This window comes from Rhodobacteraceae bacterium LMO-JJ12, assembly GCA_021555075.1.
GTDB lineage: Bacteria > Pseudomonadota > Alphaproteobacteria > Rhodobacterales > Rhodobacteraceae > JAKGBX01.
Map to the genome: position 1 here is coordinate 165,364 of JAKGBX010000002.1, position 13,370 is coordinate 178,733.

11 protein-coding genes are annotated in these 13,370 nt (G+C 56.7%); 3 read left to right on the forward strand and 8 right to left on the reverse strand.

Annotated features, from left to right (window positions below; genetic code table 11):
• Positions 1-68 precede the first annotated feature (68 nt).
• Genes LZG00_12820 through LZG00_12835 form a run of 4 tightly spaced genes read right to left on the reverse strand, consistent with a single transcriptional unit; the run spans position 69 to position 4,400 of the window.
• Positions 69-1,034 (reverse strand): ornithine cyclodeaminase family protein, encoded by a 966-nt coding sequence (locus LZG00_12820; GenBank protein MCF3594881.1) that lies wholly within the window; start codon positions 1,032-1,034, stop codon positions 69-71.
• Between the two features lie 32 nt (positions 1,035-1,066).
• The gene (locus LZG00_12825) at positions 1,067-2,230 is read right to left on the reverse strand and encodes a DSD1 family PLP-dependent enzyme (GenBank protein MCF3594882.1); all 1,164 of its coding nucleotides are present in this window, start codon (positions 2,228-2,230) and stop codon (positions 1,067-1,069) included.
• Between the two features lie 14 nt (positions 2,231-2,244).
• The gene (locus tag LZG00_12830) at positions 2,245-3,210 is read right to left on the reverse strand and encodes a pyridoxal-phosphate dependent enzyme (protein ID MCF3594883.1); all 966 of its coding nucleotides are present in this window, start codon (positions 3,208-3,210) and stop codon (positions 2,245-2,247) included.
• Positions 3,210-4,400 (reverse strand): aminotransferase class V-fold PLP-dependent enzyme, encoded by a 1,191-nt coding sequence (locus tag LZG00_12835; GenBank protein ID MCF3594884.1) that lies wholly within the window; start codon positions 4,398-4,400, stop codon positions 3,210-3,212. The genes LZG00_12830 and LZG00_12835 overlap by 1 nt, the downstream gene beginning before the upstream one ends.
• Before the next feature lie 168 nt (positions 4,401-4,568).
• On the opposite strand from LZG00_12835, the gene LZG00_12840 reads away from it, so the two are divergent.
• On the forward strand, positions 4,569-5,405 hold the full coding sequence (locus LZG00_12840) for an IclR family transcriptional regulator (GenBank protein MCF3594885.1): 837 nt from the start codon (positions 4,569-4,571) through the stop codon (positions 5,403-5,405).
• Positions 5,406-5,416: 11 nt separating this feature from the next.
• Here LZG00_12840 and LZG00_12845 read toward each other — a convergent pair whose 3' ends face one another.
• Positions 5,417-6,247, reverse strand: coding sequence for a (S)-ureidoglycine aminohydrolase (locus LZG00_12845; protein ID MCF3594886.1), 831 nt, complete (start codon positions 6,245-6,247; stop codon positions 5,417-5,419).
• A 164-nt stretch (positions 6,248-6,411) separates the two neighbouring features.
• A complete protein-coding gene (locus tag LZG00_12850; GenBank protein MCF3594887.1) occupies positions 6,412-8,586 on the reverse strand; it encodes a malate synthase G in 2,175 nt (724 codons plus the stop codon).
• 443 nt (positions 8,587-9,029) lie between these two features.
• Between LZG00_12850 and LZG00_12855 the strand changes: the two genes are divergently transcribed.
• Both LZG00_12855 and LZG00_12860 read left to right on the forward strand, forming a co-directional pair.
• On the forward strand, positions 9,030-9,608 hold the full coding sequence (locus tag LZG00_12855; GenBank protein ID MCF3594888.1) for a TRAP transporter small permease subunit: 579 nt from the start codon (positions 9,030-9,032) through the stop codon (positions 9,606-9,608).
• Positions 9,608-10,999 (forward strand): TRAP transporter large permease subunit, encoded by a 1,392-nt coding sequence (locus tag LZG00_12860; protein MCF3594889.1) that lies wholly within the window; start codon positions 9,608-9,610, stop codon positions 10,997-10,999. Before LZG00_12855 ends, LZG00_12860 begins: the two co-directional genes overlap by 1 nt.
• Positions 11,000-11,054: 55 nt before the next feature.
• Here LZG00_12860 and LZG00_12865 read toward each other — a convergent pair whose 3' ends face one another.
• A complete protein-coding gene (locus LZG00_12865) occupies positions 11,055-12,149 on the reverse strand; it encodes a TRAP transporter substrate-binding protein (GenBank protein ID MCF3594890.1) in 1,095 nt (364 codons plus the stop codon).
• Positions 12,150-12,531: 382 nt separating this feature from the next.
• Positions 12,532-13,278 carry a sulfite exporter TauE/SafE family protein gene (locus LZG00_12870; GenBank protein MCF3594891.1) on the reverse strand — a complete coding sequence of 249 codons (747 nt, stop codon included), beginning with the start codon at positions 13,276-13,278 and terminating at the stop codon, positions 12,532-12,534.
• Positions 13,279-13,370 lie beyond the last annotated feature (92 nt).

The following is a 13,370-nucleotide window of genomic DNA, read 5'->3' on the forward strand; positions in this document are numbered from 1 at the left end:
TTTTGAAATGCGCTGAACATTACGCCGAGGATGGTGTGCGTGGCGACCGGCGCGAGAGGTGAGCGACCTCAGAAGTCGACGCTTATGGCAACGCCTCGTTCGATAGCGAGATCGACCACTTTGGAGGCAACCGCGAGATCTTGCAGGCCAACGCCGGTGCCGTCAAACAGCGTGATTTCGTCGTCGGAGCTACGGCCAGCGTGATCGCCGTTGATGACCGCGCCGAGTTCGGTAATCGCGGACGCGTTGAGCGAGCCATTGGCAATGGCATGCTGGGCTTCTCCGATGCTGATGGATTGCGCGATTTCGTCGGTAAACACAGTGGCGCGCGCGACGAGCGCGGATTCGACCTCTTGCTTGCCTTTGGTGTCGGTGCCCATGCAAGCGATGTGCGTGCCGGGTTTGACCTGAGCATGTTTGAGGACTGCAGATTGGCTGGAGATGATTGAGATGATCACATCCGCCTGCGCACCGAAATCGTCGAGGCTGACGCTCTCAAACGGTAGGTTGAGGTCGCTGGCCAGTTTTTCCAAGACGGTCAGCTTTTCCGGTGTGCGGTTCCAGGCGACGATTTTCTCAAAGGGGCGTTGTTCGGCAATTGCCTGAAGCTGAAAACCTGCCTGATGCCCAGCGCCGATAATGCCGAGCACTTTTGCATCCGGTCGTGCCAAATGGGCGACTGATACCGCTGCGGCCGCCGCTGTGCGCAGAGCGGTCAACAAGTTGCCGCCCACAACGGCGCGACATTTGCCGGTATCGGCATCGAACAGAAAAATCGTCGACTGGTGGTTTGTCAGCCCCTTTTCGGCGTTGCCGGGCCAATAGCCGCCGGATTTGAGGCCGAGATCGAGCGCCGCCCGGTCAAAGCCGGATTTGAAACCGTAAAGCGCGTCGGCATGGCCGATCGCTTCGCGAATGACCGGGAAGTTGTAGGCGGTGCGTTGAGCCATCGAGGCAAACACCTGCTGCACAGCGTCAAAACTGTCTTGGCGCGTGATCAGCCCGGCGATGGCCTGTTCGGGAACGATATACATTGGCGTCTCAATTCTGAAAAAGTTGGCGGGGGTTAATATGCCTTGCCACGCGCAGAGACCGGCCAGAGGGTTTCGACCTTGCCATTACGCACGCCGACATACCAATCGTGGACGTTGCAGGTCGGGTCGCAATGACCCGGCACGAGTTTGAGTTTGTCGTTGACCTTGAGCGCGCCGTTTGGGTCCGAGACGACGCCATGTTCATCCGAACATTTGAGATATTCGACATCTGTGCGGCCATAGACAACCGGCAGGCCGGAATCGACCGACTGGGCCTTGAGACCTGCGTCGACGATGGCTTTGTCGGCTTTGGAATGGCTCATCACGCTGGTCAGGACGAACAAGGCGTTTTCCCATTCGCCATCGTCGATACGCTTGCCGGTTTCGTCGAGGATGCGGCCATAATCGGCGTCCATGAAGGCATAAGAGCCGCACTGAAGCTCGTTGTAGACGTTCGATGTGCTTTCAAAATAATAGGAACCGGTTCCGCCACCGCCGACGATATCGCACACTAGACCATTGCTTTTCAGCCCCTGAACCGCATCGGCGACTTGGGCGATGGCGGCGTCGATCTTGGTCTTGCGATCCGCGTAGAGATCAAGGTGCTGCATCGCGCCTTGATAGGCTTGGATGCCGGCGAATTTCAGGTTTGGGGCGGCGTCGATCAGCTTGGCGATGTTGACCACGTCCTGGGTCGTGCTGACGCCGCAGCGCCCGGCACCGCAGTCGATCTCGACCAGTGCCTCCAGCTCGGTGCCGTGCTTTTGCGCCGCCGCCGACAGAGCGGCGACGTTTTCGGGATCGTCAACGCAAACCAGAATACGCGCGCCTAGTTTGGGCATGCGGGCGAGGCGGTCGATCTTGGCTGGGTCGGTCACCTGATTGGAGACCATTACATCCTTGATACCGCCGCGGGCGAACACTTCGGCCTCTGACACCTTCTGACAGCACACGCCACAGGCGGCGCCCAGTTCTTGTTGCAGCTTCAGAACGTCCACTGATTTGTGCATCTTGCCATGGGCGCGGTGGCGCATGCCGTGGGCCTTGGCATAATCGCCCATTTTCTTGATGTTACGCTCGAGCGCGTCGAGATCGAGGATGAGGCAGGGGGTTTGAATATCGGCCTCATCCATGCCGGGCAGCGCCGGCACGTCAAAGCCGACTTCCAGATTGTCGAGGTTGGCTGGTGCGGTCATTGGTGTTGCTCCGTTCATTTGATCCAAGGCAGGGCGTCGAGATCGACATTGCCGCCGGTGATGATGACGCCGACACGTTTGCCTTTGAACGTTTCGGAGTTCTTGAGGATTGTCGCCAGTGGCACGGCCGAGCTAGGCTCCATCACGATGCGGAGATATTTCCAGGTGAGTTTCATTGCGTCGATGATGTCCTGCTCGGATGCGGTGAAGATATCCGAGATGTGGTTGGAGACGAAATGCCAGGTCAACTCTTTGAGCGGCACTTTTAGCCCATCGGCCACGGTTTCAGGGGCGTCGTCGGCGATGATATGCCCGGCTTTGAAGCTGCGATAGGCATCATCGGCCTGTTCGGGTTCGGCGGCGATGATCCGGGTCTCGGGAGCGAGTGTGGACAGCGTGAGACAGGTTCCCGAGATCATGCCGCCGCCGCCAATGGGTGCTACGACCAGATTGAGACCGCCGGTTTGCTCAATCATTTCCTTTGCGCAGGTTCCTTGCCCGGCGATCACGCGCGGATCATTGTAGGGATGCACGAATTCGCCCCCGGTTGCGGCCTGAACCTTTGCGAATGTTTCCTCGCGCGACGTGGTTGAGGGGTCGCATTCGGTGATTACGCCACCATAGCGTCGCACGGCGTCTTTTTTGGCCTTGGGTGCGGTGTGTGGCATGACAACATTGCACGGGATGCCGCGACGGCCAGCAGCGTAAGACAGCGAAAGCGCATGATTGCCCGACGAGTGCGTGCATACGCCCTTTTGTGCCTGTGCATCGTTTAGTCCGAACACGGCGTTTGAGGCACCGCGCACTTTGAACGCTCCGGCCTCCTGAAAGTTCTCGCATTTGAAGAAGAGCTGCGCGCCGGTTAGTTCGTTGAGGTAATCGGAGGTGCGGATCGGCGTGTGATTGATATGCGGTTTGATCCGCTCATGCGCGTTTAGCATGTCGTCATATGTGGGGATATACATTGCCATATCCTTCATCACGCTGCATCTTGCTGCGCGAGGGTGCGATTGGTGCGGTAGTACTCCTGTGCGGCGGCGACACCGGACCCAAGGGTGATGTCGAGGCCGAGATCGGCCATGCACATTTCGGCGCTGGCGATGCCCGACAGGGTCATGACATCAGTCAAGCTTCCAAGATGGCCGATGCGGAACACCTTGCCCGCAACTTCGCCCAAGCCGACGCCAAAGGCTACGCCATAGGCGTCGGCAGCATGGGTCACGATATCGGTGGCGTTGAACCCTTCGGGCGTGCGGATTGCGCTGACCGTGTCGGAGTAGAGGTCTGGTGATTGCGCGCACAGCCCAAGCCCCCAGGCCTGCACGGCGGCGCGAACACCTTCGGCGATGCGATGATGGCGGGCGAACACGTTCTCCAGCCCTTCGTCGAGCAGCAGCTTGCAGGATTCGTTCAGCCCGTTCAGCAGTCCGACTGAGGGCGTGTAGGGGTAGGCGTTATTGGCGTAGCCTTTGCCCATGTCGCGTATGTCAAAGAAGGTGCGCGGTAGCGTAGCGGTCTCAACAGCCGTCATAGCCTTGGGCGAGAAGCCGACAATTGCCAGCCCGGCGGGCAGCATGAAGCCCTTTTGCGAGCCGGTCACGGCGATATCAACGCCCCATTCGTCCATGCGGAAATCCATCGAGGCGATCGAGCTTACGCCATCGACAAAAAGCAGAGCTGGGTGGCCCGCTGCGTCAAGTGCGCGGCGCACAGCGGCGATGTCAAAGAGCACGCCAGTTGCGGTTTCGTTGTGGGTTGCCAGAACCACTTTGATTTCGTGGTGTTTGTCAGCGGTGAGGATTTCTTCATAGCGATCTGCGGGCAGCCCGGCGCCCCACGGCGTTTCAACGATCTGCACATTGAGGCTGTGACGTTGGCACATGTCGATCCAGCGATGGGAGAACATGCCGTTTCGCGCAGCGAGAACTTTGTCGCCCGCGCTCAGCGTGTTGGTCAGGGCGGTTTCCCAACCGCCGGTGCCGGTGGAGGGGAAGATGAAAATCTCGGCGGTTTCGCTTTTCAGAACCTTTTTCACGCCCGCCAGTGCCGGACGAAGGATTTGCCCGAACAGTGGCGAGCGGTGATCCAGCGTCGGCATGTCGACAGCCTTGCGAAGCTGCTCGGGCATGTTGGTCGGGCCGGGGATAAAAACCGGGTTTTGAAAGCTCATGTCCGTCTCCTTGTATCGTTAAGAGGTAAGGTATCCGCCCCTCACAGGTAATGACACTTTTTTGAAATCATTTTTCATTTTCCTCATTGTTGAGAAAATTTAGTATTGTCAGCCGGTTACATTTTTCATATCGTGAATTTCCGTTTCATCCGGAAATTGAGATTTCTTATGGATTCCCAAGACAATCCCCAAACTGCCGTCCGTCGCGCCCGTGGGCGGCCAAGGGGTTGGGACGACAAGACCGAGCAAAACACCATCAAATCGCTCGATCGAGCGATGGAGGTTTTCGAATACCTGAGCCGGACGCAGGGCAAGGCATTGTCAGCGCTGGCCTCGGAGATGGGGCAATCGCCCGCAACGGTCTATCGAATTCTTGTGACACTTGAAACGCGAGGGTTGGTCGAATTTGATGCAGAGGAACAGGTCTGGCATATCGGGCCGAACGCCTTTGTGATCGGTGCGCGCTTTTTGCGGCGCACCGGCCTTGTGGAGCGCGCGCGACCCATTCTGAGAAAGTTGATGGAAGAGACCGGAGAGACCGCAAATATCGGGATCGAAAAGGGTGGCTCGGTGTTGTTTCTAAGTCAGGTGGAAACCGAAGAGAGCATACGCGCGTTTTTCCCGCCGGGAACGCTTTCGCCGATGCATGCGTCAGGTATTGGAAAGGCGTTGCTTGCTCATATGGATGAAAGCAGGCTGTCGAGAGTTTTGATCGAAGGCGCGTTGGAGACATTTACCCAGCATACGATAACGGATATCGCGCGATTGCGCGCCGATCTTGCCGAGACGCGGGCGCGTGGCTTTGCCATCGACGGTGAAGAGAAGAACCTCGGAATGCGCTGTATCGCGGCCCCGGTTTTCGATCTCAGTCAAGAGGCGGTCGCCGGTATCTCGGTTTCGGGGCCCACCAGCCGGGTCGACACAATAGATATCGAGCGCTTGAGCTCAGCCGTCATAAATGCGGCCAATGCGCTTTCGCGTGCCATTGGTGGCGAGCCAGCCTAAGCGAGTCAGACTTAACGGTGAGGAGTCCCCAGTCTCATGTGGCGGTTAACGTCTTTGTAGAGCAGATAGCGGAATTTGCCGGGGCCGCCCGCATAGCAGGCCTGCGGGCAGAAGGCGCGCAGCCACATGTAGTCGCCTGCTTCGACCTCGACCCAGTCTTGGTTGAGGCGATAGACGGCCTTGCCTTCGAGCACATAAAGCCCGTGTTCCATGACATGGGTTTCGGCAAAAGGGATCACCGCGCCGGGCTCAAACGTGACGACGGTGACATGCATGTCGTGGCGCAGGTCGGCGGGATCGACAAAGCGGGTTGTTGCCCACTTGCCATCGGTTTTGGGCATCACTGTCGGGGCTATGTCGTTCTCATTAGTGATGATCACGTCGGGCGTATCAAGCCCGTCGACCGCCTCGTAAGCTTTGCGAATCCAATGGAAGCGAAGCGTTTCGTCGCCCCCATTGTGCAGGGTCCAATCTGTCGCGGGTGGTAGGTAGGCATAGCCACCGGGTGTCAATTGATGGTCTTTGCCTGCGACGGCTAAGGTGGCCGTTCCCTCAACCACGAAGAGGACGCCTTCGGCCTGGGGGTCGGTTTCGGGACGGTTTGAACCGCCGCCCGGCGCAACCTCCATGATGTATTGCGAGAAAGTTTCGGCAAATCCGCTGAGCGGGCGCGAGAGCACCCAAAGCCGCGTGCCCTCCCAGAAAGGTAGGAAGCTGGTCACAATATCGCGCATCGTGCCCTTTGGGATAACGGCGTAGGCGTCGGTGAAGACCGCGCGGTCCGTCAGAAGGGTTTCCTGACCGGGGTGGCCACCATGGGGCGCATAATATTTTGTCGTCATGCGGTTTCCTAACGCTCGTTGGTTGGGGGTAGTATGTCTTTGAAAAGACGAGGGAACCACCCGCATTGCCGGAACATATCTTTTCGAGATTAGTTGATAATCCGAAATTGCTTGCGATGAGAATTTTGAAAAAGGTGGCGCGGGTTGCTGCGCCGCCTTGGGGGTTATTGGCGCGCCTGTTGTGCCTTTAGTTCCAGGCGGCGCGCATGCAAGACAGGCTCGGTATAGCCAGACGGTTGCTCGCACCCTTTGAGAACAAGTTCGCAGGCAGCCTTGAAGGCGATGCCGTCATAGTCGGGCGCCATCGGCACATAGTCGGGGTCTGAGGCGTTCTGACGATCGACGACTTCTGCCATCTGTCTGAAGATATCCATGACTTCATCCTTGCTAACGATGTCATGGTGCAGCCAGTTTGCGATATGTTGCGCAGAAATCCGGCAGGTTGCGCGATCTTCCATCAAGCCAACATCATTGATGTCGGGAACCTTGGAGCAACCGACGCCCTGATCAATCCAGCGCACGACATATCCCAGAATACCCTGTGCGTTGTTTTCGACCTCGCGGCGGATCTGTTCCGGGGTCCACTTGCGATAGCTGGCGATGGGGATATCGAGCAGCGCCTCGACATAGGCGCGCCGCCCACCTTTGGCCAGGTCAGCCTGAACCTTGAACACATCGACCTTGTGATAGTGCAGCGCATGCAGGGTTGCGGCGGTTGGTGACGGCACCCAGGCACAGTTCGCGCCCGCTTTGGGGTGTTCGATCTTGGCGTCGAGCATTGCGCTCATCTTGTCAGGCATGGCCCACATGCCCTTGCCGATTTGTGCGCGGCCAGAGAACCCACATTCAAGGCCGATGTCGACATTCTGATTTTCGTAGGCCGTGATCCAGCCCTTGCGCTTGATGAAATCCTTGCGGCTGAACGGGCCTGCTTCCATTGAGGTATGAATCTCGTCGCCGGTGCGGTCGAGAAACCCTGTGTTGATGAAAAACACTCGATGCTTGGCTGCGCGAATACATTCCTTGAGGTTGACGCTGGTGCGGCGCTCTTCATCCATGATGCCAAGTTTCACGGTGTATTGCGGCAGGCCCAGAATACGTTCGACCTGGGTGAAAGTCTCATCAGCAAACGCTACCTCTTCTGGGCCGTGCATCTTGGGTTTCACCACATAGATCGATCCTTGGGTGGAATTGCGTGCGCCGCCGTCCTTGGCCAGATCGTGCATCGCGACAAGAGTTGTCACCAGCGCGTCGAGCAGACCTTCGAAAATCTCGCCGCCGGTGCGGTCGAAGACTGCGGGATTGGTCATGAGGTGGCCGACATTGCGCACCAGCAAGAGGGCGCGACCCTTGACGGACAGATCGGTTCCGTCTGGCGCGGTAAATTGGCGGTCAGGATTGAGGTTTCGAGTGAGGGGCTTGCCGCCCTTCTCAAAGGTTTCCGACAGGTCGCCTTTCATCAGGCCAAGCCAGTTGCGATAGGCGAGCACTTTGTCTTCGCCATCGACACAAGCCACGGAATCCTCGCAATCAATGATCGCTGACATGGCGGATTCGAGTTTGACATCCGCCAAGCCAGAGGCGGTTTGCTTGCCGATGAGGTGGGTACGGTCAAAAACCAGTTCGACATGCAGGCCATGGTTTTTCAAGAGCACTGTGCTCGGGTTGTCTGCGTCCCCTGTATATCCAACGAATTTTTCGGGCTCGATCAGGGATGAACCATCGACGGTCAGCCGACCATCTGTGATGCGATAGGATTTGGCTTTCCCATGGCTTGTCTGGGTCAGTGGGAATGTTTCGTCCAGAAACACTGCTGTCCGGGCAACAACCCTTGCGCCGCGTCCGCCATCGAATGCCCCTTGTGGGGGCGGTGACCCCATGGCGTCGGTGCCGTAAAGCCCATCATACAGGCTGCCCCATCTGGCGTTTGCGGCGTTCAGGACAAAACGGGCATTGGTGACAGGGACAACAAGTTGCGGGCCGGGAATGCTTGCGATTTCTGCATCAACATTTTGCGTTGCAATGGAAAAATCGCCAGCTTCCGGCAACAGATACCCGATCTCTTCGAGGAACGCCTTGTAGGCCACGCTATCGAATGCCGTGTCGCGGTGTTGCTTGTGCCAGGCGTCGATTTTGGCCTGTAGCACTTCGCGCTTTTCCAGCAAGCTCTGGTTCCGGCTGCCGAAATCATGCGCCAGTGTTGATAGCCCGGCCCAGAAATCATCAGCTTTGACGCCGGTTCCCGGCAATGCTTCGTTTTCGATGAATGCGATGAGTTGGCAATCCACCGAAAGGTCGTTGCGGGCTTGATGGTTGGTATTACCGAACTTAGCTGACATGTCTTCTCTCGCTCGAAATAGGTTTGTCTCGGGTCTCATGCTTGCCGAGATGTATGATGTGGCCGCCCACCAGTTCTATACCGCGAACGCAGGCCCTGTCATTGATTGAGAAAGGGATCATTTGCAGCCGGCAGAGGAAGCACTTTCATCCTTTTTGCGAAAACGACCGCAGTTAAGCAAACCGGAGTCGGCACAGTGGTGGCGCGTGCGGGGTTTTCAGATTTCTAAGCGCACGGCCTCCCTAAGTCGGCCCGGACGACAATCTGCGTGATAATAGGTGAATTGTACGGCTGGCGGGTGGTGTTGAGACAGATGTTCTGTGAGTATCCTGAATTGAGATGGCGGTCTTCCGGGTGGCAGGCGAAAACATATCTATTTCTTGACTTTCCCGCTCCACGCTTTGATTGAAGCCCCAGTAGAACGATCAGAATAGGGGGGGAGAGATGCGTCTTCTTGCTGGAATTGCCGCATTGATCTGCGCTGTTAACCTGATGATCGGCAAAACATTCGCTTGGCTGTCGCTGGGCATTGTTGTCGTCTGTTTCACGGTTGTTGTTCAGCGCTATATTTTTGCGACGAGCTATGTGTGGATGCAGGATCTCTACATCTGGTTGAATGGTGCGATGTTTACCGCCGTGGCCGGTTTTGCATTGCTGCGCGATGACCATGTTCGGGTCGATATCTTCTATCGCCCCGCAAAGGTGCGGACCCGGGCGCTGACTGATTTGATTGGCGTATTTCTCTTCCTGCTTCCTTTTGCCGGGGTAGTTTACGTCTATTCGATGCCCTTTGTACTACGCGCCTGGGGGCACTACGAAAGCTCGGCGAATGTCGGCGGAATGCCGGGTCTCTTCATTCTGAAATCGTTCGTTATCGCATTTGTAGTGCTGATAGCCCTTCAGGGGGTTGCGATGGTCATCCGGTCAATTCTGGTTCTGTCGGGCAATGAACAGATGGTTCCCAAGTCAATTCAGTACAGCGCCAATCAAGCGGAAATTGACACCTCGAAGGGAGCTGCCTGATGGATCCGGTGTTGATTGGCGAAATCCTTGCCGCCCTGATGTTCTTTGGTGTGATCGGCTTCTTGCTGCTGGGCTTTCCGGTTGCGTTTACCCTGGCGGGTGTTTCGCTGCTTTTTGGTGGCGTCGGAATGGCCTTTGGGGTCTTTGATCCGTCAAACTTCGGCTCTCTGCCCAACCGTTATATCGGGTTTATGACCAATGAGGTGTTGGTGGCTGTGCCGCTGTTCATTTTCATGGGGGTGATGCTGGAGAGAAGTCAGATTGCCGAGCAACTTCTGCTGACCATGGGCAAACTGTTTGGCAACCTGCGCGGCGGGCTTGGCATTTCGGTGGTGCTGGTGGGGGCGATGCTGGCTGCCTCGACAGGTGTGGTCGGGGCAACCGTGGTGACAATGGGGCTGATCTCGCTGCCTGCGATGTTGCGTGCGGGATATGATCCCAAGTTGGCCAGTGGTGTGATCTGTGCCAGTGGCACGCTGGGTCAGATTATTCCGCCGTCAACGGTGCTGATCTTCATGGGTGACATGCTGTCAGGCATTAACAGTCAGGTGCAGATGGCCAAGGGCAATTTTGCGCCAACCCCGGTTTCGGTGGGGGATCTGTTTGCCGGGGCGTTGCTTCCGGGGATTCTGTTGGTTTCGCTCTATCTGGTCTGGGTTTTGTTCAAGGCGGTTACTGATCCGGCCTCATGCCCAGCGACGCCGGTCCCGCCGGAAGAGAAAGGGGGGCTTCTGCGTGAGGTCTTCGTGGCTCTTGTTCCTCCTCTTCTGCTGATACTTGCGGTTCTGGGTTCGATTCTGGGCGGTATTGCAACCCCGACTGAGGCCGCTTCTGTTGGGGCTGTCGGGGCAATGGTTCTGGCGGCGCTACGCTGGCGTTTGTCTTACAAAATCCTCAGGGAAACGATGGTCGCAACGGCGACGATCACCAGCATGGTGTTTGTCATTCTGCTGGGCGCTTCGGTCTTTTCGGTAGTGTTTCGGATGATGGGGGGCGACAATCTGGTGCATGAGTTCCTCAGCAACCTGCCCGGTGGCAAACTGGCGGCGGTTGCTGTGGTGATGCTGATCATGTTCTTCCTTGGCTTCATCCTCGACACGTTTGAGATCATCTTTATCGTGATCCCGATCACCGCGCCGGTATTGCTGATGCTCGATGTTGATCCGATCTGGTTGGGCGTTCTTGTCGGGGTGAACCTGCAAACGTCGTTCCTCACCCCACCCTTCGGGTTCGCATTATTTTACTTGCGCGGTGTGGCACCGCCGGGTCTGCCGACCAGCGCGATCTATAAAGGGGTTCTGCCCTTCGTGGTGTTGCAGATCATTGCGATCGCGATTCTGTTCGCGTTCCCCGAGATCGTTACATGGCTGCCCCGAATGGTGGCGGGGTGACGTAAGAAAGGCCCGGTGTTTCCACCGGGCCTTTCGTTTAGCGTAACTGCTAGAATTAGTATTTCAGATACATTTCGCGTGCACGAACATAGGGCGAGTCGATGTTCTCTGTGCGCGTGCGAACCAGGTTCAGCGCCTCAATAAAGCTCTCAGTGGTCTTCTTGACCAGCGGATCGTCGCTGTTGCGCAGTTCCTCGACCACTTCGACCGATGCTTTGGCACCGGCTTCCATGATGTCATCTGGGAAGTTGCGCACGACAACACCATGATCATCAACCAGCGTTTTCAGTGCACGTGGGTCGTTGGCAACGAAGTCGGCCGAAACCTGATCGTATTCTGCCTGAGACACGTCGCGGATGATGGCCTGAAGATCCTCGGGCAGTTCCTGATACTTTTTCTTATCGACGACCAGTTCGGTTGCCAGGCCGGATTCCACGAAGGACGGCATGTAGTAGTTCTTGGCGACCTGATAGAAGCCGAGCGCCAGATCGTTGTAAGGGCCAACGAATTCGGCGGCATCAAGCGTGCCCGATTGCAGCGCCTGAAAGATTTCGCCCGCAGCCATGTTGGTGACAGTTGCGCCAAGTTTTTCCCAGACCCGACCGCCAAGGCCCGGCGTGCGGAAGCGAACGCCTTTGACATCCTCAACACTTTTCAGCTCGTCACGGAACCAACCACCTGTCTGGGTGCCGGTGTTGCCGGATAGGAAGCCCTGAACGCCGAACTGATCATAGATTTCGTCCCAGATTTCCTGACCACCCATGAAGCGGACCCATGCGGTCAGTTCGGGCGTGGTCATGCCGTAAGGAACGCCGGTAAAGAACGACAGCGCAGGTGACTTGTTCTGCCAGTAGTAAGCGGCGCCATGGCTCATCTCTGCGGTGCCATCAATCACGGCGTCCAATGACTGAAGCGGCGGAACCAGCTCACCTGCCGAATAGACCTGAACAGTCAGACGGCCGCCCGAAGCGGCGGTGATGCGGTCAGCCAAGCGTTGCGCGCCAACGCCGAGGCCAGGGAAATTTTTGGGCCAGGTTGTGACCATGCGCCAGGTGATATTACCCTGAGCAACGGCTGGCGCAGCCAAGCCAGCGGCGGCAGCGCCCGCTCCCAGAACACCTGCACTGCGAATAAAACTACGACGATCCATGATGATTCCTCCCGGATTTACAATGTCTCAAAAAGCGGTTCGACCCGAGTGGCGGAAACGCTTCGGCACACACTTAATCCCCGGCTTCAGGAAATGTCCATGCTGTGAAAACCAATTGGATCAGTTGACTACTTTGCCGGTTCGCGTGCGTTCAAACCTGTTGTGGGGTTTGGTCTGGTTTGTTTATGCGAATACTGGTCATTTCCCACGATGTTTTGCCAAAGAATCGGGTATTTAGCTCTCTTATGGACGTCGGGTAACAAGTTTGTGTTCAACGTGCCGCCGCAACAAAAAGGTGAACGGGCAGAGTGCGGAATCGATCAAGTTGACGGGGCATTTCAAATCAGCGTGTTGAGCGGTTCAGGTGGCTGAAGAGAAAGCTTCAAAGAAGACGCCAGAAGAAAACTGCGCTCATACTAAACCCGATGCAGGCAATAAAAATGCGCAGTACCGGGACGGGGATTCGGCGTGCGATTGGTGCCCCTGCATATCCACCAAGGGTGGAGGCGATCATCATCACGACGGCTTGATACCAAACGATGAGTCCAGCGATTGCGAAAGTTGCAACGGAGATCGCGGACAAGGCAAACGACAAGCCGCTTTTCAGTCCGTTCATCTGGTGGATATCGTGCATTCCCCACAGCGCAAAAAGGGCCAGTAGAACGATCCCCAGACCGCCATTGAAATACCCACCGTAAACGCTGATCGCGAAGAGCCCGCTAGCGCCAAAGGGCGTAATGGCTTTGCCCTTGCTGGCGGCCCATTTTTTTAGTGGATCACCAAACAGAAAAACCAGCGTTGCAATGAGAAGCAGGAACGGAACAACGACCGAAAAGGCCTTGTCCGAAGACATCAGCAGCAGAACCGAGCCAATCAACCCTCCAACAAGGGTGATTGCTGTCAGTCTGATGAGCGTCTTGTGGTCGAACGCGCGCAGTTCACGCTGAAATCCAAGCGCACCACTCAGGTATCCGGGGAAGACGGCAATTGCGCTTGTTGCGTTTGCCGTAACCGGAGGAACCCCGGTAAAGACCAGCGCAGGAAGGGTCAGGAAAGTGCCGCCGCCCGCAATCGTATTGAGAACACCAGCGAAAAAGCCGGCAACGATAAGGATCAGGAGGTCAAGCAATTGAGTATCTTATCATAGGTTCGTTTCAGGGTGCGTGATTTGGGCATGACTAAAGCGTTTCACGCTTTAGAGAATCCTTGAGCGACGCAGCT